Source organism: Actinoplanes flavus (assembly GCF_017592555.1).
In the GTDB taxonomy this organism is placed as follows: domain Bacteria; phylum Actinomycetota; class Actinomycetes; order Mycobacteriales; family Micromonosporaceae; genus Actinoplanes; species Actinoplanes flavus.
The window spans coordinates 153,130-175,793 of sequence record NZ_JAGFNS010000013.1; the positions used below are offsets into that span (position 1 = coordinate 153,130).

The 22,664-nt window shown below is 70.6% G+C and carries 19 protein-coding genes; 7 read left to right on the plus strand and 12 right to left on the minus strand.

All coding sequences use genetic code 11. The features are described 5' to 3' along the window. Positions 1-5 precede the first annotated feature (5 nt). The 3 genes from J5X75_RS21230 to J5X75_RS21240 all read right to left on the minus strand — a co-directional run bounded on the left by J5X75_RS21230 (position 6) and on the right by J5X75_RS21240 (position 3,558). Entirely contained in the window at positions 6-527 is a 522-nt protein-coding gene (locus J5X75_RS21230; RefSeq protein ID WP_208469166.1) for an NADH-quinone oxidoreductase subunit B, read from the minus strand. A 207-nt stretch (positions 528-734) separates the two neighbouring features. Further along, positions 735-2,153: a pyridoxal phosphate-dependent decarboxylase family protein gene (locus J5X75_RS21235; protein ID WP_208469167.1), complete on the minus strand. Its 1,419-nt coding sequence runs from the start codon at positions 2,151-2,153 to the stop codon at positions 735-737. 28 nt (positions 2,154-2,181) lie between these two features. Continuing rightward, positions 2,182-3,558, minus strand: coding sequence for an MFS transporter (locus J5X75_RS21240; protein ID WP_208469169.1), 1,377 nt, complete (start codon positions 3,556-3,558; stop codon positions 2,182-2,184). A gap of 48 nt (positions 3,559-3,606) precedes the next feature. Here J5X75_RS21240 and J5X75_RS21245 point away from each other — a divergent pair, with 48 nt between their 5' ends. After that, entirely contained in the window at positions 3,607-4,998 is a 1,392-nt protein-coding gene (locus tag J5X75_RS21245) for a gamma-glutamyltransferase (RefSeq protein WP_208469170.1), read from the plus strand. A 125-nt stretch (positions 4,999-5,123) separates the two neighbouring features. Here J5X75_RS21245 and J5X75_RS21250 read toward each other — a convergent pair whose 3' ends face one another. After that, complete coding sequence (locus J5X75_RS21250) at positions 5,124-6,047, minus strand: NAD-dependent epimerase/dehydratase family protein (RefSeq protein WP_208469172.1); 924 nt, start codon at positions 6,045-6,047, stop codon at positions 5,124-5,126. Positions 6,048-6,148: 101 nt separating this feature from the next. On the opposite strand from J5X75_RS21250, the gene J5X75_RS21255 reads away from it, so the two are divergent. Next, the gene (locus tag J5X75_RS21255; RefSeq protein ID WP_208469173.1) at positions 6,149-6,832 is read left to right on the plus strand and encodes a TetR/AcrR family transcriptional regulator; all 684 of its coding nucleotides are present in this window, start codon (positions 6,149-6,151) and stop codon (positions 6,830-6,832) included. Positions 6,833-6,955: 123 nt separating this feature from the next. Here J5X75_RS21255 and J5X75_RS21260 read toward each other — a convergent pair whose 3' ends face one another. Next, positions 6,956-7,747 (minus strand): class I SAM-dependent methyltransferase, encoded by a 792-nt coding sequence (locus J5X75_RS21260; RefSeq protein WP_208469176.1) that lies wholly within the window; start codon positions 7,745-7,747, stop codon positions 6,956-6,958. Then, entirely contained in the window at positions 7,744-8,052 is a 309-nt protein-coding gene (locus J5X75_RS21265) for an MGMT family protein (RefSeq protein ID WP_208469177.1), read from the minus strand. Before J5X75_RS21265 ends, J5X75_RS21260 begins: the two co-directional genes overlap by 4 nt. A 62-nt stretch (positions 8,053-8,114) precedes the next feature. Between J5X75_RS21265 and proB the strand changes: the two genes are divergently transcribed. The 5 genes from proB to J5X75_RS21290 all read left to right on the plus strand — a co-directional run bounded on the left by proB (position 8,115) and on the right by J5X75_RS21290 (position 14,537). Continuing rightward, positions 8,115-9,227, plus strand: a complete 1,113-nt coding sequence (proB, locus tag J5X75_RS21270; protein ID WP_208469179.1) for a glutamate 5-kinase — start codon at positions 8,115-8,117, stop codon at positions 9,225-9,227. A 39-nt stretch (positions 9,228-9,266) separates the two neighbouring features. Further along, positions 9,267-10,511, plus strand: coding sequence for a glutamate-5-semialdehyde dehydrogenase (locus J5X75_RS21275; protein WP_208469180.1), 1,245 nt, complete (start codon positions 9,267-9,269; stop codon positions 10,509-10,511). Positions 10,512-11,389: 878 nt separating this feature from the next. Then, positions 11,390-12,037, plus strand: coding sequence for a hypothetical protein (locus J5X75_RS21280; RefSeq protein WP_208469182.1), 648 nt, complete (start codon positions 11,390-11,392; stop codon positions 12,035-12,037). Further along, a complete protein-coding gene (locus J5X75_RS21285; protein ID WP_208469184.1) occupies positions 12,037-13,332 on the plus strand; it encodes a glycosyltransferase family 2 protein in 1,296 nt (431 codons plus the stop codon). The genes J5X75_RS21280 and J5X75_RS21285 overlap by 1 nt, the downstream gene beginning before the upstream one ends. Beyond that, the gene (locus tag J5X75_RS21290) at positions 13,332-14,537 is read left to right on the plus strand and encodes a hypothetical protein (RefSeq protein WP_208469186.1); all 1,206 of its coding nucleotides are present in this window, start codon (positions 13,332-13,334) and stop codon (positions 14,535-14,537) included. The genes J5X75_RS21285 and J5X75_RS21290 overlap by 1 nt, the downstream gene beginning before the upstream one ends. Before the next feature lie 15 nt (positions 14,538-14,552). Here the strand turns inward: J5X75_RS21290 and J5X75_RS21295 are convergent, their stop codons facing one another. From J5X75_RS21295 to J5X75_RS21320, 6 genes are all read right to left on the minus strand, one after another. Then, positions 14,553-15,359, minus strand: coding sequence for a prenyltransferase/squalene oxidase repeat-containing protein (locus tag J5X75_RS21295; protein WP_208469188.1), 807 nt, complete (start codon positions 15,357-15,359; stop codon positions 14,553-14,555). 132 nt (positions 15,360-15,491) lie between these two features. Further along, entirely contained in the window at positions 15,492-16,673 is a 1,182-nt protein-coding gene (moeZ, locus tag J5X75_RS21300; RefSeq protein ID WP_208469190.1) for an adenylyltransferase/sulfurtransferase MoeZ, read from the minus strand. A gap of 110 nt (positions 16,674-16,783) precedes the next feature. After that, positions 16,784-18,640: a DUF3152 domain-containing protein gene (locus J5X75_RS44480; protein ID WP_238488685.1), complete on the minus strand. Its 1,857-nt coding sequence runs from the start codon at positions 18,638-18,640 to the stop codon at positions 16,784-16,786. Between the two features lie 68 nt (positions 18,641-18,708). Next, positions 18,709-19,611: a DUF3152 domain-containing protein gene (locus J5X75_RS21310; RefSeq protein ID WP_238488686.1), complete on the minus strand. Its 903-nt coding sequence runs from the start codon at positions 19,609-19,611 to the stop codon at positions 18,709-18,711. Positions 19,612-19,880: 269 nt separating this feature from the next. Then, complete coding sequence (locus J5X75_RS21315; protein WP_208469193.1) at positions 19,881-20,828, minus strand: alpha/beta fold hydrolase; 948 nt, start codon at positions 20,826-20,828, stop codon at positions 19,881-19,883. Continuing rightward, entirely contained in the window at positions 20,828-22,453 is a 1,626-nt protein-coding gene (locus tag J5X75_RS21320) for a Daple (protein WP_238488688.1), read from the minus strand. The genes J5X75_RS21315 and J5X75_RS21320 overlap by 1 nt, the downstream gene beginning before the upstream one ends. Between the last annotated feature and the right edge of the window lie 211 nt (positions 22,454-22,664).

Consider the following 22,664-nt stretch of genomic DNA (forward strand, 5'->3'; position numbering starts at 1 on the left):
ACCTTCTAGCTAGGCGGACGGACCACCGGGGCGGTCAGTGCCAGCGGATCGGGCCGGTGGACGCCGCCCGGGCCGGACCGCTCGGCGGCGATCTTCTCCTGGAGGCGCAGGATGCCGTGCAGCAGCGCCTCCGGCCGGGGCGGGCAGCCGGGTACGTAGACGTCGACCGGGATGATCTGGTCGACGCCCTTCGTGACCGAGTACGAATCCCAATACGGCCCGCCGCAGTTCGAGCAGGAGCCGAAGGAGATCACGTACTTCGGCTCGGGCATCTGGTCGTAAAGCCGCTTGATGGCCGGTGCCATCTTGTCGGTGACCGTGCCGGAGACCACCATGAGGTCGGCCTGGCGCGGCCCGTGCGCGAACGGGATCACTCCGAGCCGCATGAAGTCGTGCCGCGCCATGCTGGAGGCGATGAACTCGATCGCACAGCAGGCCAGCCCGAAGTTGAACACCCAGAGCGAATAGCGGCGCCCCCAGTTCAGCACGAACCGGATGGGTTCTCCGAGCACTCCAGGAAGGGCCACGGCGTCAACCTACTGCATCCGGGTACGGCTCGCTGAGCGTCATCGGGGTGCGCGCCACCTCGAGCACCCGCTCCGGGAAGCCCGGCCCCTCGGTGTAGTAGCGCGCCCGGGTCCGCCCTCGATACCAGCCAGGACCTGCTGGTCAGCAGCGCTCAGGGCGGGCGTAGGGAACAGCATCTCGCAAGCCTGCTTGACCTGATGAATGCGTCATTGCGTCATTGGTCGCTGGAGGAAGCTCAGGAAGCCGGTGAGGAGGGCTTCCCGGAGCGCGGGAGGCGCGGCGTTCAGGATGGAATTCACCATGGCCATCTGGGTGAAGTCGCCGCCGGCCAGGCCCAGGCCCTCGGCCAGCGAGGCGATCAGCTCTGGGGTGATCATCTCGGGGGTGAGTGGGGGCAGCTCGGGCAGCTCGACCGGACCACGGGCCCTGGCCGCCGCGACCGCAGCGGTCAGGTCGGGGGCGAAGTCGGCGACGGTCTCGTGGACCGCGGCCGTCACCGTGAGGTGGATGGTCGGCGGGAGATCGGCATAGGCCATCTGGGGCTGGGTGTGCCAGCCGCGCGCCGCCAGCTCGTCGGCCAGGACGAACAGATCGACGCCGTCGGCGGCCAGGCAGACCACGCTGGTCTCGGGTGGGGCGTAGAGGCGGACGCCGTCGGTCTCCTCGACCGCGGCGGCCAGCATCGCGACCGCCTCGCGGGTGCGGGTGGCCAACTCCAGGTAGCCGGTGTCGCCGATGGAGCGCAGCGTGGCGAAGGCCGCGGCGATCGGGCCGCCCGAGCGGGTGGACGAGATCACCGGGTTGATCATGGTGTAGCCGGGCCAGTCGGCGTAGGCGAAATATTGCGGGCGGCGCAGCGCCTCGTCGCGGTGCAGGAGGATCGAGACGCCCTTCGGCGCATACGCGTATTTGTGCAGGTCGACCGAGATGCTGGTGACGCCGGGCACGGCGAGGTCGAAATCAGGCAGGTCGGCACCGAGCCGGCGCAGATAGGGCAGGATCCAGCCACCGAAGCACGCGTCCACGTGGAATCGCACGCCACGCTCGGCGGCGATGGCCGCCAGCTCGGGGATCGGATCGACCACGCCGTGCGCATAGCTCGGGGCGGAGGCCGCGACCAGCACGGTCTCCGGGGTGATCGCGGCGGCCATCGCCACCGGGTCGGCCCGCAGATCCTTCACCGGCACGGTGTCGAGCTCCACCCGCAGGTAGTGCGCGGCCTTCGCGAAGGCGGCGTGTGCCGTGGCCGGGACGACCAGGCGTGGCCTGGCGATCTCGGGATGGGCGTCGCGGGCCGCCTTGACCGCCAGGATCAGCGACTCCGTCCCGCCGCTGGTCACGCTGCCGACCGTCTCCGGGCCGCCGTGCAGCACCGTGGCGGCCGCGGCGACCAGGGCGTTCTCCATCGCGAGCAGGGAGGGGAAGGCGGTCGGGTCGAGGCCGTTGACGTGTGCGGACGTGGCGTGGGCGGCCCGGGCCAGGTCGTCCAGGCCGTCCAGAGCGGGGTCGTAGACATAGGCGAAGAGGCGCCCGCCGTGCGTCGGCAGATCACCGCCGCGCAGCTCACGCAGCTCGGCGAGGATCTGCTCGCCCGGCACGCCCTTCTCCGGCAGCGCATCGATCATGCCCGCGACGCTACCCCGCCCCGGGCGGCTACTTCTCGGTTGTCCACACCGGCGAGTTGTCCACAGGCCCACCGGCGGCGGCGGTCCGGTCGTCGTAGCGTCGCAGCACCAGCACGGCCAGGCCGACCAGCAGAGCCGGGACGACCGTGAAGCCCAGCAGCACCCCGAGCCGTGCCGTGTCGCTCTGCACGGCCGACTCGCCGGTGGCCGACGAGACGTAACCGAAGATTTGGAGGATCAATGCGTAGATACCGGGGCCGAGCGCCAGCCCGAGAGTCTCCCCCGCGGTCCACAGGCCGGTGAAGACGCCGGCCTGGCGGCGGCCGGTGCGCTCGGTGTCGTGCGCGATGCAGTCCGGCAGCATGGCCATGGCGAACACCTGCTGACCCGCGTAACCGGCGCCGACCACCGCGACGATCAGATAGACCGCGACGCCGGGCAGAGCCGGGGCGGCGAGCAGGATCAGGGCACCGGTGGCGAAGAGCAGCGATGCGGCCACGAGCGAGCGCAGTTTGCCGTGCCGCTTCCCGATCGCCGTCCAGAGCGGCATGACCAGCAGAGCCGGGCCGACGAAGGCGGCGAAGAGGAAGGTCGCTCCGGCCTCCTGGACGATCACGTGGTCGGCGAAGTACTTGACGCCGGCCAGCATGGTGCCGATGCCGGCGGCCTGCACGACCCAGCAGATCAGCAGAGCGAGGAAGGGGGCGTTGCCGGCCGCCACACGCAGTTGGGCGCGGAGACTCGGCTCGGCGGCGGTGGCCCTGTGAGTGAGTGCTCCACGCGTACCGAAGAAGGTGGCGAGCGTGCCCGCGACGATGAGTGAGCCGATGAACGCGCCGGACCACCGGTGGCCCTCGCGGCCGCCTCCGGTCATGTCGACCACCAGCGGCGCGAGTGCGCCGGAGACCAGGATGGTCAGCGCCAGGACGGCGACCCGCCAGGTCATCAGCCGGGTGCGCTCGGCGTAGCCGTCGGTCAGTTCGGCCGGCATCGCCACGTAGGGCACCTGGAAGAAGGCGAAGGCGGTGGCCGCCGCGAGGAAGGCGAAGGCGACGTAGGCGCCCGAGGCGGTCCCGCCGGGGAACGGCGCCGCGAAGATCGCCGCGAAGAGGAGCCCCAGCAGCAGGCCCGCCACCAGCAGGAACGGCCGGCGGGACCCGGTGCGGTCGGAGATCCGGCCGGCCACCGGGTTGACCATGACGTCCCACGCCTTCGGAAGGAGGACCAGCAATCCGGCCACACCCGCGGCAACACCCAGCGTGTCGGTCAGATAAGGCAGAAGAAGCAAACCGGGCACCGTGCCGAAGGCGCCGGTGACCACCGAACCGAGGGCATACCCAGCTAAAACGCCACGGGGAAGAGCACTCGTCCGGGTTACCTCGGGAGGGGGACCACTGGTCGTCATCGACGCGCATCGTAACCAAGATCGGCCGGATCCTTCTACGCTCGCCGCATGAAAAGCGTTGCGGCCGGCGTCGCCGCCAGTCACCCGGCGACCGCACGCACGGGGGTCCGGATTCTGCAGGCCGGAGGGTCGGCCGCCGACGCGGCGGTGGGTGCCGTCCTGGCCTGCTGTGTCGCCGAAACGGTCTACACCGGGCTCGGCGGCGGGGGGTTCGCCACCTATTTCGAGGCGAGCACCGGCACGGTCACCTGCCTCGACTTCTTCGTCGCGGTGCCCGGCCTGGACGGCGACCGGAAGCCAGAGGCGATGGTGGCGGTCGACGTGTTCTTCGGTGGGCTGCCACAGATCTACTCGATCGGCGGGGCGAGCGTGGCGGTGCCCGGGATTCCGGCCGGGCTCGGCGAGGTGCACCGGCGCTGGGGCCGGTTGCCGTGGCAGGAGGTGGTGGCGCCGGCCGCGGGGCTGGCGCGGACCGGGGTGCTGCTGCCCGCCGCGCACGCGCGCACGCTGGAGTCGTGTGCGCCGGCGCTGGCGTACGGGGAGGGGGCGGCGCTCTACCAGCCGGGTGGACGGCTGCTCCAGGGCGACGAACTGCTCTTCCACCCGGGGCTGGCGACCGCCATGGACGCCCTCGCCAGTGACGGGCCGGAGGTGTTCTACACCGGGGCGTACGCCGACGTGCTGGTGGAGACGGTCCGGGCGGCCGGCGGCACGATCGGGCCGGCCGACCTGGCCGAGTACCGGGTGTACGAGACGCCGGTGGACCACGCCACGATGGCCGGGTACCGGGTCCACGCCCGGCACGACCTGAACCGGACGGTCGACACGATCGGGGCGCTGCCGGATGACCTGTCCCGCCCGGGACGGGCTCCGGGGGTGGCGTCCGCGCTGCTCAACCGGGGTAAGCAGCGGCTCGGCGACACCACCAACGTGTCGGTCGTGGACCCCGAGGGGAACGCCTGCGTCATCACCACGACCCTGGGCCTCGGCGCCGGGGTGTGGCTGCCCGGGCTCGGCATCAACCTCAACTCGATGCTCGGGGAGGGTGAGCTGCTCACCGACGATCTGGTGCCGGGGCGGCGGATGTCGTCGTACATGTGCCCGCTCGTGGTGATCGCCCCGGACGGTGGGCTGGCCGTGGCGGCGGGGTCGGCCGGGGCCTCGCGGATCCGTACCGCCCTGGTCGACACGCTGCTCGGGGTGCTGGTCGACGGGCTGAGCGTGCCGGAGGCGATCGCCCGGCCGCGTTTTCACGTCGTCGAGGACACCGTGCACGCCGAAGCCGGCTGCCCGCCCGCGGAAATCGCGGCGCTGGCGGACGCCGGCTGGCAGATCGTCGAGTGGCCGGAGATCAACCACTACTTCGGCGGGGTGACGGCGGTGGGCCGGGCCGGGGCGGCCGGCGATCCACGCCGCGGCGGAGTGGGCCTACTGCTCTGACGCGCATCGCGGCGTCCGGGCCGCGTCGACGGGACGACCGCGCGGGACACGCGGCAGAGCGGCGTCCGGGCCGCGTCGACGGGACGACCGCGCGGGACAGGCGGTGGGGCGGAGTCTGGTGGGGGTCACATGCGGCGGGCGGCGATGGCGTCGGCGTCGGCGGCGGTTTCGCGGAGGGCCACCTCGATCGGGGTGGCGGTCAGGCCGAAGGTGCGTTCGGTGAGGGACGAGTCGAGGATGAACGGCGCGTAGAACTGGTAGTCCATCTCGGCGAGTTCGCGGGCGATCGGGACGGCCAGGCCGGCGGTGCGCATCACGAAGCGCGGCAGCCTGCGGATCTTGATCTTCGGCTGGCCGGTCATCACGGCGTAGCGGTCGGCCAGCTCGCGGATGGTGATCGCGGCCGGGGACGGCACGTGCCACGCCTTGCCCCACGCCCGCTCGTCGGCGGCCAGCTCGACCAGGGTGCGGGCCATGTCACCGGTGTAGGTGAAGGTGTGCGGCACGTCGACGTCGGCCGGCGCCCATGCGGTGCGGCCCGCCCTCATGGCCGGGAGCAGGACGGCGGAGAAGATGCCCGCCGCGCCCGCGCCGAGGTAGTCGGAGCCGCGGGCCTCGACGGTGCGGACCCCGGAAGCCAGCGCGTCCTGCCACATCCGGCTGCGGATCCGGCCCTTGCGCCCGGTCGCCGCCGGTGGGGTGCTCTCGGTCATCAGGCCGCCGGGCTGCGGACCGTAGCCATACAGGTTTCCGGTGATGGCGTAGACCGCGCCGGCCGACTCGGCGGCGGCGATCATCGCGTTGTTCATCGGGAACCATTTGGCGGCCCACTCGGTGTACTTCGGGTTCGCGCAGTTGTAGACGACCGTGGCGCCGGCGGCCAGCTCGGTGAGGCGGGCCGCGTCCGACGCGTCGGCGGCGGCCCGCTCGATCAGCGGATGCTCCGGACCGCTGCCGCTGCGGGTGACGATCCGGACGGTCTCGCCGCGCTCGGCCAGCAGGCGGGCGACCGAGGAGCCGATGGGGCCGGAACCGACAACGAGGTGCATGGCGTTCTCCTTTGCGAGCAGTGCTCTCTGTCGAGAACAACAGTTGCATGAAATTCGATGACATGCAAGAGCACTGCTCTCGTTGTGGCACACTGGTCCGCATGAGCGCCGCCAACCTGCGGGCCCGGGTCCGGGCCGAGATGACCGAAGAGATCAAGTCGGTGGCCCGCCGCCACCTGGCCACCGACGGGGCCAACCTGTCGTTGCGTGCGGTCGCCCGCGACCTCGGCATGGCCTCGTCGGCCGTCTATCGGTACTTCGCGAGCCGGGACGACCTGCTCACGGCGCTGATCATCGACGCGTACGACGCGGTCGGCGAGACGGCCGAACAGGCGGCGGCCGGCGCGGACAATCCGCTGGAGAAATGGCTGGCCGCCGGGCACGCGGCACGGGAGTGGGCGGTGGCCAACCCGCACGAGTGGGCGCTGATCTACGGCAGCCCGGTGCCGGGATACGCCGCACCCCAGGACACCGTCGTGCCGGCGACCCGGGTGATGCTGCTTCTGGGCAGGACGATCGCGGAGGCGTACGAAAGCGGGGTGATCGTCGAGCGACCACCGCTGACCGGGCGCTTCGCGGAAGAGCTCGCGCCGATCGCGGCCGCCTACCATCCCGGGGTGCCGCCGCGCGTCATCGCCGACACCATCGCCGCGTTCTTCCAGATCTGCGGCGCCATCAGCTTCGAGCTGTTCGGCCAGCTGAAGAACTCGATCGAGGAGGACCGCCGCGGCTTCTTCGACTACCAGCTGCGCGCCGCAGCGACCCTGGCCGGGCTCACGCTGTGAAGTGCGCGGATCAGGCCGGGCTCACGCTGCGAAGCGAGGGATCAGGCCGGGCCAGCTATCCGCGGCGGCTCTGGCCCAGCTCACGCTGTGCAACGGGGATCAGGCCGGGTGTCCGCGGCGACGCTATGAGGCGTGCAGCACGTGGCCGCCCGGCGTCTCCGGCGGCACGTCTGGGCGGCCGAAATAGCGCGCCGCCAGCGCTGCCGGGCCCAGGTCCTCGATCCGCGTGAAACCGCGCCCGCGCAGGTCAGCGGCGATCTCCGCGGGCTCGAAGTAGTTGAGCCACGGCTCGCCCAGCCGCGCCACCCGCTCGGCGCGTGCCTCCAGATGGGCACGCCGCTCACCGACCATCCGATCGGGTGACTGCGCGTAGTCGAAGACCACCTCGTGCCCGGCCGTCACGTCCAGCGTCGCGGCGAACCCCTCGGCGGTCAGGTAGGGCACCACGCCCAGCCAGAGGAAGAAGGCCGGCTCGTCCAGCGGCAGCCGGCCGGCCAGTGACTCCTTCTCGAAATCGACTCCGATGTGACGCACCGTGTCCGGCACGGCGATGCCCGCCGCGGCCAGCCGTTCCCGTTTCCACTCCTGCGTATCCGGATGATCCACTTCGATCACCGGCAGGCCCGGATGCGGGTTGCGGTAGGCGAAGGTGTCCAGGCCCGCGCCCAGCACCACCACCTGCCGCACGCCACGATCCACGGCGGCGGCCAGCGCGTCCTCCGCGAACCGGTGCCGGGCCGCGATGAAAAGCCGCATGCCGCGGCGCGGGGCGTCGGCCAGCAGATCCGCTTCCGCTTCACCCAGCATCGGTACGGCCAGAGCGTCCGCGAAGATCGAACCGCCTTCCAGCAGCTGGTGGGCGGCGCGATAGCGGGCCGCGCTCCACGCTGTACGACTCGGCGAACCCGCTTTCACAGCGCGGGCATCCAGCCGGCGTCGGCCATCAGCACCCGGTCGCCGCGCATCGGCACGCCCTCGGCCAGCAGCAGCGCCCTGGCCCGTGCCTCGTGACCGGGTGGGAGCCGGCCGCCGCCGCTGCACACCCGGTGCCACGGGACGCCGCCGCCGTGCAGCGCCATGATCCGGCCGACCTGGCGGGGCGAGTTGCGGCCGGACCGGTCGGCCAGGGCCTCGGCGATCGCGCCGTACGACATGACCCGCCCCTCGGGGATGCTCTCCACCAGGGTCAGGACCTCTTCGACGTACTCCTGCGGTGTCATCACCCGCCACGATATGGGATCTGACAACGATCGACACCGGCCTGCCGAGCACAATGGGCCGGGTGCGGGAAGTGGTGACCGGTGCGCGCCGGATCGTGGTGAAGGTGGGGTCGTCCTCGCTGACCACCGCGGCGGGCGGCATCGACGAGCAACGGGTCGACGCCCTGGTCGACGTGCTGGGCGCGCTGGCGACCGGCGGGCGTGAGGTGGTTCTGGTGTCCAGCGGCGCGATCGCCGCCGGCCTGGCCCCGCTGCAACTGCGCCGCCGACCGCGTGACCTGGCCACCCAGCAGGCCGCCGCATCGGTCGGTCAGGGTCTGCTGATCGGGCGGTACACGGCGGGGTTCGCCCGCCACGGGCTGACCGTCGGGCAGGTGCTGCTCACCGTCGACGACGTGACCCGGCGGGCGCACTATCGCAACGCGTACCGGACGTTGCGCAAACTGCTCGACCTGGGCGCGCTGCCGATCGTCAACGAGAACGACACGGTCGCCACCGAGGAGATCCGGTTCGGCGACAACGACCGGCTCGCCGCCCTGGTCGCCGCGCTCGCCCACGCCGACCTGCTGGTGCTTCTCTCCGACGTGGACGCTCTCTACACCGGCAACCCCTCGGATCCTCAGTCCCGCCGCATCTCCTATGTTGCCGACGAAACCGACTTGTCCGATATCAACATCGCGACGCCGGGTCGATCCGGTGTCGGCACGGGCGGCATGGTCACCAAGGTCGAGGCGGCCCGCATCGCCACCGGATTCGGCATCCCGGTGGTCCTGACCGCGGCGCCGATGGCCGGGGCGGCTCTGGCCGGCGAGGAGGTCGGCACGCTCTTCCAGGCGGCCGGCACACGTCCGGCGGCCCGGCTGTTCTGGCTGGCCCACGCCACCGCGCCGCGCGGCCGCCTGCACCTCGACGAGGGCGCGGTCGCGGCCGTGGTGGCCCGCCGCAAGTCGCTGCTCCCGGCCGGGATCACGGCGGTCGACGGGTCCTTCGCGGCCGGTGACCCGGTGGATCTGGTGGATGCCGGCTCCGGGACGCCGGTGGCGCGCGGGCTGGTCAACTACGACGCCGTCGAGCTTCCGGCGCTGCTGGGCCGGTCCACACCCGAACTGGCCGCGGAACTCGGGCCGGGATATGAACGAGAAGTCGTGCACCGGGACGATCTGGTGCTGCTTTAGCCGTACCCCTCATCGGGTTTGATCTTCGAAAGGTTTGCCATGAGCGTGCTGGAGCAGGCGTCCGCGGCCCGGATCGCCTCATTCGACCTGGCCGCGGCCATCCGCGCGGAGAAGGACCGGGCCCTGCTGTCGATGGCCGACCGGCTGGTCGAGCGGACCGCCGACATCGTGCACGCCAACGGTGTCGACGTGGCGACCGCGCGGGAGAACGGCACCTCGGAGGCGATGATCGACCGGCTGGTGCTGACGCCGGAGCGGATCGCCGCGATGGCCGACGGCCTGCGCCAGCTCGCCGCCCTGCCGGACCCGATCGGTGACGTGGTGCGCGGCTCGACCCTGGCGAACGGTCTGGAGCTGCGGCAGGTCCGGGTGCCGTTCGGCGTGGTCGGCATGATCTACGAGGGCCGGCCGAACGTGACGGCCGACGCGGCCGGCATCTGCCTCAAGTCCGGCAACGCGGCTCTGCTGCGCGGCTCCGGCTCGGCCTTCTCGTCGAACGCGGCGATCGTCGCGGTGCTGCGCAAGGCGGTCGCCGACGCGGGCCTGCCGGCCGACACCATCCAGCTGCTCGACGCCACCACCCGCGACTCGGTGAAGGAGCTGATGCGGGCCCGCGGCCTGGTCGACGTGCTGATCCCGCGGGGCGGCGCCTCGCTGATCAAGACGGTGGTGGAGCAGTCGACGGTGCCGGTGATCGAGACCGGGGTGGGCAACTGCCATGTGTACGTGGACGCCGCCGCCGACCTGGAGAAGGCTCTCGCCATCGTGCTCAACTCGAAGGTGCAGCGCTGCTCGGTGTGCAACTCGGCGGAGTCGCTGCTGGTGAACGCGGAGATCGCCGACTCGTTCCTGCCCCTGGCCCTGGAGGAGCTGGCCGCCGCCGGCGTCACCGTGCACGGCGACCCGCGGGTGGCCGGCTACAGCGACGCGGTGGTCCCGGCCACCGACGAGGACTGGGGTACGGAATTCCTGTCCCTGGACATGTCGGTCGCCGTGGTCGACACGCTGGACGACGCACTCGACCACATCCGCCGGTGGGGCACCGGCCACACCGAGGCCATCGTCAGCGAGTCGGTCGCGGCCACCAGGCGGTTCGTGGCGGGTGTCGACGCGGCCGCCGTGATGGTGAACGCGTCGACCCGGTTCACCGACGGCGGCGAGTTCGGCTTCGGCGCGGAGATCGGCATCAGCACGCAGAAGCTGCACGCCCGTGGCCCGATGGGCCTGCCGGAGCTGACCTCGACGAAGTACATCGTCACCGGCAACGGCCACATCCGGGGCTGAGCTCGGGCCGGCGTCGCCGTTGCTAACTCTCTGTTGCTGCTATGCAACTACTCTCCGCTACAACTGCCGCTGATTGACCCTGGGAACCGGCGAGCGAACCATGATGTGCATCACGGACATTCGAGTCTTCTGCCGCAAAGTTCGCTAGCCGGTTCGCCCGGAATGTCGCCCTGACAGCGGGGCGTCGATCCACAACCGACGGCGAAATCCCTTTACCGCTCAGGGCTTACACGATCTTCCGCGTCTCTCCACAGTTTCACCGGCGGGCGGCGACGCGGTCGCGGCACGCCGAGCGACGGTTACGGCTCGTGATCAACTCACTGCGTCGAGCAAGCATGCCGCGGTAACTCATTGTTGCGCCGCGAAGGGACCCTCCGGGTACGGTGCGTGGGCAGTCTTAACCGCGTAAGGGCCTGGAAGGAGATGTTGTGACGCACTTCGTCACGGATTGTTTCCGCATCGCCTCGATCCGGGCCGCGGTCTCACCCCGGTCGGCGTCGGCGAGAGCCAGACCGTACGGCGCGGGCACCCGGTCCGCATTCGTCGCGAACTGAGAGATCCCACGCTCCGTTCACCTGCGAGCGACTGTCGACTACGCGGTGATTCGCGTGGGGATTTCGACACCTTCTTCCTTATCAACGTTGGCACTCCGAAATGCGTCCAGCGCGAATGAGCCGCATATCAGAGGGTCGGCCCGACCCAGCGTCGAAGGATTATGTTCAGCCTATTGAACTTCGGGGCGTCACCGTTTCGCGTCCTCTTCCTGTTGGTAGTGGTCATCTTCGGATTGACCATTCTTGCGAACATCGTCGCCTTGACGATGAGCCACCTGATCGACCGCCGGACGAAACGACTGATCAAGCAGTACGGGAGCCACCATGGGTAAGACGTCACGCGCGGGCCGATTCCGCGCCCGGTTGACGAGCATCTCCGCGCTCGCCCTCGTCATGGTCACCAGTGGCCTCTTCTCCGCGTACGCCTCGGCGAACACGTACGAAGCCATGGCCGACCACGACATTCCGGTGTCCGACGTGGTGGAGAGCGTTCGCTTCACGTCCGACACGGCTACCGACGACCAGCTGGTCAACGCGTACCGCGCGACGTACAGCCCGGGCATGTTCGGCATCCCCGAGATGATCAAACTCCCCGAGGCCGGCAAGCACATCCGCATCACACCGGCCACCTATCAGGGTGGGCAGTGGAAGGCGACCAAAGGCATCGCCCACACCTTCCTGAACGCCGGTCCGCGCCAGAAGATGTTCGGCAGCGCCTTCATCTACATGCGCCTGAACACGCTGACCACGAAGAATCTGGGTCAGGTGTACCCGGGTGACCTGGTCAACATCGTCACGACGCAGGGCTGGCAGCTGGGTTACCGGGTGACCACGGTCGGCACCGACGTGTCGCAGGTGAAGCCCTTCGACGACGCGGCGGACTCGGCGATCGTGGTCACCTTCATCGACGACGCCACGGGTGCCGTCTCCTGTTTCATCGCTCATCTTTCGAAAGTCGGAGACCGCACCTGATGGATTCGGCGACCCTCTACGAAGTCATTCGCAACACCACCCGGCTGTTCGCCGTCCTGATGCTTGTCAAATACACCCTCTTCCTGCTGGTCGCGCCGTTCCACCACGTGAAGGAGGCGATGCGGAGACTGCGCGTCGCCAAGAAGAGGCGCGGAGCCGCTTACGAGCCCCTGGTCTCCATCCTGGTTCCCGCCTGGAACGAGGAGATGGGCATCACCGCCACCATCAATTCGATCCTGGACAACGATTACCGCAACATCGAGATCGTGGTGGTGGACGACGGCTCGACCGACAGCACGCCGCACCTGGTCAGGGCGCTGGTGGCCGCCTACGAGGCGAACCATCCGAACAGCCCCAAATCGGTCCGGTTCTTCAGTAAGGAGAAGGGCGGCAAGGGCACGGCCCTGAACTACGCCGTCGAGCGCGCCCGCGGCGAGATCCTGGTCTCCGTCGACGCGGATTCCATCGCCCATCCGCACATGGTGCGGAACCTGGTCTCCTACTTCGCGGACGACACGGTCGATGCCGTGGTCGGCAACGTCAAGGTCGCCGGCGAGGTGGGGTTCCTGAACCTTCTGCAGAAGCTGGAGTACCTCTTCGGCTTCTACTCCAAGCGGGCCCAGTCCCTCCTGGGGGCCGAGTACATCTTCGGAGGCGCCTGTGCCGCCTTCCGGAAGACCACCGTCTTCGACGCGATCGGCGTATTCGACACGTCCAGCATCACCGAGGACATCGAGATGTCGCTGCGGACGCGTTTCCACGGGCTCAAGGCGGTCTACGCCGACGACGCCATCTGCTACACCGAGGGCGCCGGCACGGTCATGGGCCTTCTCAAGCAGCGACTGCGGTGGAAGAAGGGGCGCTTCGAGGCGTTCGGGCAGTACAAGAAGCTCTTCTTCTCCACGCGGGCGCAGCACAGCATGTGGCTCACCTGGTTCGCTCTGCCCTTCGCGATGCTCGCGGAGTTCCAGCTTCTCTTCGAACCCATCGGCCTGACCCTGCTCGTGCTCTACAGCTATGTCACCGGTGACTACAGCTCGCTGCTGCTGGGTGCGCTCTTCATCGGCATCCTGTACGTGGTGGTCGGGCTGTTCACCGAACGGGCGAGGAACTGGTGGATCATTCCGCTGTTCCCGTTCACCTGGATCATCTTCTATGCCTTGGTGTGGATCGAGTACATCGCGCTTCTCAAATCGATCGCCAACAGCATCCGCGCAAGGGGCGTCGAATGGCAGAAATGGCAGCGCAAAGGCATCAACGTGCGGCCGGCTCAGCCGGTTAGGGAGAGTGTCTGATGCGGAAGCGTGACGTCGTGGTCTCCACGCTCCTGTTCCTGGCGCTGGTGATCGGCACGGGCAACGTCGTGATAACGCATCTGACCGGCAGCGGCCTGTTCGAGCAGTCGCGGCAGAGCCTCGCCCTGGCCGGCGCGTCGACGGCGTGCACCGGCAAACCCGCTCCGAAGCGGCAGCCGACGGCTGATGCGCAGCTGCTGGCACTGCCGGAGTACGAGAAGGTGTGCGATTCCGCCGTCGCCGACAGCATGATGATCTTCACCCAGATGCCGGTCTCCGAGCCGAACGCCGTGGAGATGGCCGACGCGATGGCGGCCCGGCTCAAGGAGTTCAGCGCGCAGAACATCAGGCCTGTCGTGATCGTCGAGCCGGAGACCGAGTGGGGACTCGTCGACTTCCACGAGTACACGACCGGCATGTACGACGGCTGGACCACCAGGTACTTCACTCGCCTCAAGAACCGTGGCGTCACCGACCGTCAGATGGGACTCTGGATTCCGTTCCCGGAGCCCGAGCAGCCGTACTGGAACAACAACGGCGACCCGGACGACTTCGCCAAGAACGTGAACCGGTACTTCGGGCTCCAGCGTTCCGTCTTCCCCGAGGTCCAGACCGGTGTGCTGCTGGGCACCCAGGCCGGCACCGATCAGACACCGAAGCTGCTCGCCTACACCCGCCTGATCGACGATTCGCTCGTCGACGTCGCGGGGGTGCAGGGTTTCCCCTGGCATCCGTCGGAGCCGGGCGACAGCCGGCGGGCCATCGTCTCCGCCGCCGACTTCGCGTCGGCATCCGCGGCCGAGCAGGTCGCACAGTCACTCGGTACCCGGAAGGTGCTGCTGAACGTCGGCAGCTACCGGCACAAGCTGACCAGGAACGGTGGCGAGATCGCGGTCGACGCGGGTGAGCGCCAGGCCACGCTGCAAAGCATCACCGATCAGGTGACGACTCTCCGCAAGAACGGCTACGAGGTCCTGGTGAACGTCTTCGCCGAGAACAAGACGAACCGCCCGGAGGGTATCGACTGGTCCTACTGGGCCGCCGGCAATCCGGCGCAGTCGGTCTACACCTCGATGTTCGTTCAGTTCGCCCATGAACTGAACGAGCAGGGCGCCACGCTGAGCCTGTACGACGCGCGGAACGTGCCCACGCCTCTTCCCAGCACCAGCAAGCGGTCGAAGTCGTCCAACCGTCGACAGAGGTGATCGTGCCGGCGGGGGTCAGCGGCAGGCGCGCAGGGCGGTGAGGGTGATGTTCACGTCGAAGATCGGGCCCTCGTTGCTGTCCCAGCCGCCGTCCGGCCGCTGGGTCTCGCCCAGGCGCTTGCGGGCGTTCCGCAGCAGCCAGTCGTCGCCCAGGTTGACCCGGCGCAGAGCGGCCGCCATCGCGGCGACGTCGGCCGGGGCCATGTCGGGCAGCCGCTCGCCGAGGACGATCTGCACCCGGGACGACTCGTAGAAATACTGCTGCTGGTGGAGCAGACCGGCGGCATACCAGCCGGCGGCCAGGAACGACGGCCAGGAGCCGTCCGGCCGCAACTGGGAGGCGACGAAACCGGCCGCGCGGGCGAGCACCTCGCCGTAGTGCCCGCGGGTCTGGTAGGGGTCGGTCTCCACCGCCGCAGCGGTCAGCCAGAAGCCGGCCACCGAGGTCAGGTAGAGGGTGGCCTCCGGGTCGCCGGGCATCGCCCAGGCCGGGGCCTCGCCGGCCAGCGACTCGTGCTCCTGCCAGGTGCCGTCGGGGCGCTGGGCGGCGGCGAGCCAGTGCAACGCACGCTCCGCGACCGGGCCGGCCCGCAGGCCGCCGAGGTCGTCGAGCTCGCTGAGACGAAAGCAGCTGGCATCGATGGAGGGGACCTGGCCGTCGGCTGACGCCGGCCAGCCGCCCTCCGTCATCTGCCCGCCGGACAGCCGGTCAATGATCTCCGGGGTAGCCGGCTGACCGGTCCGCAGATATGAGAGGCGCGCGCGCTCGACCGGGTCACCATGGGCCATGACGTAACCGATCGCGGCATCGATATCGACCACGGTGACGAAACTACCCGCCGAATCTGTGATTCGCCGACACCATCGCCCATCTGTCGCAATGGTCCGGTTCTGTTACGACAGCCTCACACTGAGGAGCCAAGATCATGACTCCTCAGTGTGAAGCGTTTCCGATCAGTACGACGGCAGCGACGGGTCGATCGTGTTGACCCAGGAGACGATGCCGCCCTGGACGTGCACGGCGTCCTTGAAGCCGGCCGCCTTGAGCGCGGCGAGGGCCTCGGCGGAGCGCACGCCCGACTTGCAGTGCAGGACGATCTGCTTGTCCTGCGGGAACCTCGCCAGCGACTCGCCGGAGAGGATCTCGCCCTTCGGGATCAGCACCGCGCCGGGAATGCGGTTGATCTCCCACTCGGCCGGCTCGCGGACGTCGACCAGGAAGATGTCCTTGCCGCTGTCCTGCCAGTCCTTGAGCTCGCGGACGGTGATCGTGGAGCCGTGGATCGCCTCCTGCGCCTCCTCGGAGACCGCGCCGCAGAAGTCCTCGTAGTCCTCCAGCAGGTCGGTGACCGTCGGGTTCTCACCGCAGAGCGCGCAGTTCGGGTCCTTCCGCACCTTGATCTTGCGGTAGGACATCTCCAGGGCGTCGTAGACCATCAGCCGGCCGACGAGCGGCTCACCGATGCCGGTGATCAGCTTGATCGCCTCGTTGACCTGGATCGAGCCGATCGACGCGCACAGCACGCCGAGGACGCCGCCCTCGGCGCAGCTCGGCACCATGCCGGGCGGCGGGGGCTCCGGGTAGAGGCAGCGGTAGCAGGGACCGTGCTCCTCCCAGAACACCGAGGCCTGGCCGTCGAAACGGTAGATCGAACCCCAGACGTACGGCTTACCGAGCAGCACCGCGGCGTCGTTGACCATGTAACGGGTCGCGAAGTTGTCGGTGCCGTCGACGATCAGGTCGTACTGGGAAAAGATCTCCTTGACGTTGTCGCGGTCCAGCGCGGTGTTGTGGATGACCACGTTCACCAGCGGGTTGACCTCGGCGATGCTGCGGGCCGCGGACTCGGCCTTGGGCGTGCCGACGTCGGAGACGCCGTGGATGATCTGGCGCTGGAGGTTGGACTCGTCGACGGTGTCGAAGTCGATGATGCCGAGAGTGCCCACACCGGCCGCGGCCAGGTAGAGCAACGTCGGCGAGCCGAGGCCGCCCGCGCCGACGGCGAGGACCTTGGCGTTCTTGAGCCGCTTCTGCCCGTCCATCCCGACGTCGGGGATGATCAGGTGACGCGAATAGCGGCGGATCTCGTCGACGCTCAGCTCGGCGGCCGGCTCGACGAGCGGGGGCAGAGCCACAATTCACTCCCCGGGTTCGGTGGTAAGGATCGCCGCCCATTGTTGCTCGATTCGCGGGCGCTGATCCATGACGTTGGACACGGGCCCGACATGCGGGATCGCGGAATATCTCAGGCTACCGGCTCACCGGCGTACCGCTCGCCGTGCAGGTAGGGCCAGGAGTTCGGGGTGCAGCCCCGCAGGCCGAAGGTCTGCTGCATCATCACCGGGGCCTTCTCGCCGTCGCCGGGGCACTTCTCGTGCCCGTGCCCGAGCTCGTGGCCGACCTCATGGTTGATCGTGTACTGCCGGTACTGGTCCAACCGGCCCTCGTAGTCGGGGATCGCGTCGGCCCACCGGTCCGCGTTGATGATCACCTGACCGGGGATCCGGCACGAGGTGTAGCCCTCGGTGGACAGGCCACCGTCGGCGCACATCTTCTCCGAGGTGGGCGCCGAGGCCAGGAAGATCGTGAAGTCCACGTCGTCACCGGCGTCCGCCACCCGGCGCAGCCGCAGCCGGCCGTCGTTGATCCAGCTCCGGTCATCGCCGAGCGTCGTGTCGACGGCCTCGGCGAACTCCTTGGCCGACGTGCCGTCGACGGTCTTCTCGACCGCCACCCGGAAGCGGTACAGCTCGCCATCGGTGCCCAGCATCGGGCCGCGGCCGCGCGCGTACCGGAATTCGCCCGCCTCCGCCTTCGGCTTCTCGTCCTCCCCGATGGCCTGCTCGGCCGCCCCGGTGACCGGTTCGACCGGCTCGGTGACCGGTTCGACCGGCTCGGCCCTGGTCTCCGGCGGCACCGGACCGGCCGCCGGGCCGATACCCGCCGGTTCGGCCGCGCGCTGCGCGGCCTCCCGCCCGGGAACGAGTGGTTCCTCCCGGTCGCGAAGCTGATGGCCGGCGACGAACACCGAAACCACGATCAAGAGGTACGCGACGAGCACGGCCCTCCGGCGGCGGCGGATCCGGCGGACGGGCGGCGTGTGCCGGGGCGGAACGTCGTCGTCCCGGGAGTGCGCGGGCACGTACGCGGTGTCGGGGCCGCCGCGCTCCAACACGGACGGCAGGAAGTCGGGTTCCCGCTCCTCGTCCCGGACCGCCTCGGCCGGGTGCCGGCGTCGCTCGCCCGGGGACGGTTCCTCGTCCACCCGGGCGGGCTCCTCCGGCCGTGGGGGCACCAGCACCGGCACGTGGAGGTTCCCGGCGAGGCTCGGGTCCATCAGGGCGGGCGGGGGCCACAGGTTGTCCGGCAACTCCGCGGGCAGGCGGACACTGGGCGGCAGCCCGGGGCGGTTCCGTGTGCGCGGATACCGGAGGTTCGCCTCGGTGTGGGACTCCACAGCGGCCGGACCGGCATACGGTTCCAGCCCGTAGCCGGTGGTGTCGAGCGTGGGATCGTCCGGGGCGCCGGGCGTCTCGAGCCGGCCGTCCCCGTCCCACCGCTCCGGGTCGGCGTCGTGCGGGCGGACGATCTCGAACGGGCCGGGCTGCGGGCGGACGGCTTCCGGTGGGCCGGCGGGAGGGCGCAACGCCGGCGATGGCCGGTTGCCCGCGCCGGGGCGGGTGCCGCCGGGAACGGCACGGATGGCGGGACCGGCCGACCGGCTCGATCGGCGGGTTCCGGCCGCCCGCGCGTTCACGTGGGCGCCGGGCGCCGTCATCGGGTCGCCGTCGGCGGGGGTGGCCGGCTCCGGCCCGGGTTCGCGGGCCGCCTGCGCGGCGGCGAGACGTTCGGCCGCGAGTTCGACGATGCCGCGGGTCATGGCCGGTGGTTCCGGCGCTCCGGGTTCCGACGGCTCCGGCATGGCGGGGGGCGTCGGGTCGCGGCGGGCCGTGGTGGGCACGGAGCGGCCCCGGCGGGTCGGGGTGGCGGCGGGCATGGCCGGGGGCGCCGCGGGATCCGCCTCGGCGCGGGAACGCTCGGCCCGGCCTCGCCGGCCGGTGCCGGCGTCCGGATCAATGGGGCCATTTGTCGCGTTTGCCATAGCAAGCGCCAGCCTGCCACGACTCACCGTCTGTCACAGGACTTTCGGATTTCCGTACCGGAACAGCTTCAGAGTGACGGGCCGGTCAGGTTCTCGTCGTTGCGGCGCGGCCACGAGTACGGCTTGCAGCCCCGAAGGGTGAGGGTCTGCTGAACCATCACCGGGGCCGGGCCGCCCGCCTTGGGACAGCCCTCGTGCCGGTGGCCCAGCTCGTGCCCAACCTCATGGTTGATCACGTACTGCCGGTACGCGGCCAGGTCGGCGCCGGACTCCAGGTAGGGGCGGGCCGACTTACGCCAGCGGTCCAGGTTGAGGATCACCTTCCCGGTGGCCCGGCACGACGTGAACGGCACCCCGCCGATCCGGATGTTGGTGCCGCCCCGCTCGCACATCCGCCCCGCCGTCTCCCGGGTGGCGAGGTACACCGTGAAGTCCGCCTTCTCGGCGCCACCGACCATCTGCATCCGCAGCCCGCCGGAACCGGTCCAGCCGCGCTCGTCGGAGAGGGTGGCGACCACCTGCGCGGCGAAGGCGGGCACGTCCTCGCCGCTGCCCTTCTCCACGGCCACCCGGAAACGGCGCACCGGGCCCCGCGTGCCGTAGACGGGGCTGCGACCGCCCGCGTACTGGAAATCGCCGGACCCCTCGGCCGGGACCGCGCCGTCGATCCGCATCACGCCACCGGCCGGGAAGACCGGCGTCTCGGCCGCGGTGGAATCGGCCGGGACGGCCGGGGACGGACTGTTCGGCGCGGTCGACGGAACCTCGGAAGACGCGGGAACGGCCGCCTCGGCGGGCGAGGCCGCCGCCACCGGGTTACCCACCGGGGCCGCGCCACCGAGGAGTTGCCGGCCGAACGCGACGGCTCCGAACAGGACCGCGGTGGCGAGCAGGACGATCAGCCAGGACTGCCGCCAACGGTCCACGCCGGACGCGGACCGCGACTCACGGGGTGGGGCGGCAGTCGACATCATGGGCTCTCAGATTCCCACACCGGGCGCCCGCTTCCCACCCATCGGGGATCTTGTGCCATTCGTTACAACGTGCAACCTGGTTCGTCCGGGTGCGTGTCCGGGTGCCGGAAAAGGACCCGGACCACCGGATCAGCCCGGCGGGCGCTCCGCGGCCCGGACCGGGCAGACGATCCGGAAATACACGATCGAGAGCGCGTAGCCCGTACCGGATGATCGTCGCGGAGAGGAGGGGCACGCTCAGCGGGCCGGGAGGACGGCCCGGACGGTCATCGAACGTCGTCGAGCAGGCCGACGATCCCTCGGGCGACCAGCCGCGGGACCTCCATCTGAGCGACGTGACCGACGCCGGGGAGGATCAGCAGGCGGCTGTCCGGAATGGCCTTGGCGACCTGGGCCGGCACCCGAGGGTCGACCAGGCGGTCGTTGAGGCCGCCGATGACCAGGGTGGGCGCCTGGACGCGGGCGGCGAGGCGCCACTGCGAGTCGGCACCCGGGAGGTACGCCCGGAGGAAGCTGCTCACCAGGCCGCGCAGCGTGCCCAGATAGGCCTTCGGGTAGTGGGCGACCGTGTAGCGGAGCTGGATCTCCTCCATCGCCTCGGCGCGGCGCTGCGGATGCACCTTGGTGGTGTCGCCGAAGCAGGCGGCCAGGACCTGCTCGGCCATCTGCTCGGCGGTGATCCGGGTGAGCGCCCAGGCCATCAGGCGATCAGCGCCGGGCATCGCGAGCAGCGGCAGCACCGGGCCCTGCGCGGTCCGTCGTGGGTCCAGGAACGGCATGGCCGGGGAGATCAGCGTGAGCGTGCGCACCAGGTCGGGCCGCAGCGCCGCGACCCGCACCGAGATGGAGCCGCCGAGCGAGTTGCCGATCAGGTGGACCGGGCCGCGGCCGGCGTGCTCCAGATAGTCGATCACGGTGTCCGCGAAGGCCGCGATGGAGTAGCGCGGGCTCGGGTCGCTGTAGCCGAAACCGGGCAGGTCGATCGCCTGGCCGTCGAGCCGGTCGGCGAGCAGACCGGCGAGATCGGTGAAGTTCTGGGCGGAGCCGCCGAGCCCGTGCACGTAGACGGCGGGCTCGGCGCCGGGGCTCTGGGCCGGCGTGTCGCGGACATGCAGCATCGCGCCGCCGACCGTGACCCGGCGCGCGGGCCACGGAGGCGGAACCACATCCGCCGGCAACAGCGCGCTGTCGTCGGCCAGAACCGCACCCTTCATCAAGCCAAGAGTGCCTCAAGACGCCGATTGACCGCCGCCAGTGTGGCGCGGACCATGGCGTGCCGGTCGTCGCCGGTCACCACGGCGGAACCGGCCAGCTGCTCGACCCAGCCGCCGCCGCAGGACAGCAGCAGCACCACCACGGCGACCTGCATCGGGCCGAACGAGACGGCGGAGGCGTGCTCGACGAAGCAGCGGGCCGGGCCGTCCCGGTGCTGGGAGGTGGAGAGCAGCTCGTCGACCGCACCGGCGGTGGCCGTCGCGCACAGGCGCAGAAGGTAGCCGTCGACGGCCGGGCCGGTCGCCACGCCGGAGGCGGTCCGGCCGCCGGCGCGCAGCCGCACCTCGACGGTGGCGTCCGCGCCGAACGTGTTGACGTGCACGTTCTCGATGATCACGCGGGGGCCCGGATTGTCACCCGGGTCCAGCGGACGTGGCTTCGAGGCGTCGGCCGGCACCAGCGAGGCGCCCGCGTTCACCATCTGCGGCCGGGGCTCCTCGACCGGGATCCGCGGCATGGCGGACACCGGCGCCACCGGGGTCACCGGCGCCACCGGGATCGGCGCCGGCGCGGGCGCGGGCATCGACGACACCGGAGCCGGGGCGGCGGCGCGGCCCGGCCGGGTCGGCTGGGTGGGCAGCAGCGGCGTCCGGGACGGGTTCGACGGCGGGCGCAGCGCGGCCGGGGGGTCACCGGGCATGGCCGCGTCGAGGCCCATCCGGTCCTGGAGGAGGCGGGCCACCTGGCGGCTCACCTCGGCCGGGTCGGCGCCGTCGGACAGGTCCAGCCGAAGGCTGTGCGCCCCCGCCGGGGTGGCCCGCAGCGAGGCGTCACGCACGCCGTCGACCTCGCGGACCGCGGCGAGGATGTCCTGGACGTCGAAGCCCTCCTGACGCTCCTGCGCCGGCACGACGTCACCGCGGCGCAGGTGCGTCGCGATGCGCGCCAGGGCGGGCGCTTCGGCCGATGGCTCCACGGAGGGCGGCTCCGGAACTCTCGGGACGTCCGGCTGGGCCGGGACGCGCTGGGGCAGTGTCCCGCTCGGCTCGCCCTCGGCGCCGGCTGTGGGGGCCGGCTCCGGGAGACCCGGGTACGCGGGAGACGGTGCATAGGACGGGTGGTGCGGGAAGCTCGACGCATCGTACGCCGAACGGGCCGTCGGCGGTTCCCCATCGGTCGCCGGAGCGTCGAACTGGGGCAGACCCTGGGCGAGCGTGTCGGTGACCAGGGCGTGCCGGGAGCGGGCCGGCTCGGTGGAGACCGGCGCGGGCGAATCGGGAGCCCAGTCCGGCCGGGTCAGTGGCGCCGAGGCGCGCTGCGGTCCCGGATCGCGGTACGAGTCGTCGAGATCACCCTCGTACGGAAAAGGTGGCGCGCTGCTCGGGGCGGGCGCCGCGGACGACGGCGCGGGTGGCCGCCGGTGGCCGAGGATGTCGGCGAGGCGGTTGCGGTCCGGCCACGGAGCGGTGTCCCCCGACGGGGGAATCTCGGAGCCCGGCTGGGACGCCGGAACAGCCGACGACGGCGCGGCCCCGAAGGGTGGTTCCGGTGGGAACTGCTGCCGGCCGAAGGTTCGCCCGTCCGACGGACGCCGCCATGGTGGCGTGTCCACTCCCTGCTCCAATGCGGCTCCATTGTTGGACCACGGACTGTCGGTGCTCGCCCAGCCGTTCACCCGGTTGCGGTCATGCGAGTCGGCGCCGTTGCCACCCGTTGAGGCTCCGGCTTCTCCGGAATGCCCTGATTCATCCACCGCGTGCTCCTCGCTCGCCCCCGCTGAGGCTACCGTGTCGTTGCAGTGGCGATAAGTTGCAGCGTCGCGACAATTGCCCGCA

Coding starts and splice junctions, on each gene's coding strand:
- J5X75_RS21235 (WP_208469167.1), bottom strand. CDS start 2,153: ATGATCGATGCGCTGCCGGAGAAGGGCGTGCCGGGCGAGCAGATCCTC.
- J5X75_RS21240 (WP_208469169.1), bottom strand. CDS start 3,558: ATGACGACCAGTGGTCCCCCTCCCGAGGTAACCCGGACGAGTGCTCTT.
- J5X75_RS21245 (WP_208469170.1), top strand. CDS start 3,607: ATGAAAAGCGTTGCGGCCGGCGTCGCCGCCAGTCACCCGGCGACCGCA.
- J5X75_RS21250 (WP_208469172.1), bottom strand. CDS start 6,047: ATGCACCTCGTTGTCGGTTCCGGCCCCATCGGCTCCTCGGTCGCCCGC.
- J5X75_RS21255 (WP_208469173.1), top strand. CDS start 6,149: ATGAGCGCCGCCAACCTGCGGGCCCGGGTCCGGGCCGAGATGACCGAA.
- J5X75_RS21265 (WP_208469177.1), bottom strand. CDS start 8,052: ATGACACCGCAGGAGTACGTCGAAGAGGTCCTGACCCTGGTGGAGAGC.
- J5X75_RS21275 (WP_208469180.1), top strand. CDS start 9,267: ATGAGCGTGCTGGAGCAGGCGTCCGCGGCCCGGATCGCCTCATTCGAC.
- J5X75_RS21280 (WP_208469182.1), top strand. CDS start 11,390: ATGGGTAAGACGTCACGCGCGGGCCGATTCCGCGCCCGGTTGACGAGC.
- J5X75_RS21285 (WP_208469184.1), top strand. CDS start 12,037: ATGGATTCGGCGACCCTCTACGAAGTCATTCGCAACACCACCCGGCTG.
- J5X75_RS21290 (WP_208469186.1), top strand. CDS start 13,332: ATGCGGAAGCGTGACGTCGTGGTCTCCACGCTCCTGTTCCTGGCGCTG.
- J5X75_RS44480 (WP_238488685.1), bottom strand. CDS start 18,640: ATGGCAAACGCGACAAATGGCCCCATTGATCCGGACGCCGGCACCGGC.
- J5X75_RS21310 (WP_238488686.1), bottom strand. CDS start 19,611: ATGTCGACTGCCGCCCCACCCCGTGAGTCGCGGTCCGCGTCCGGCGTG.
- J5X75_RS21315 (WP_208469193.1), bottom strand. CDS start 20,828: ATGAAGGGTGCGGTTCTGGCCGACGACAGCGCGCTGTTGCCGGCGGAT.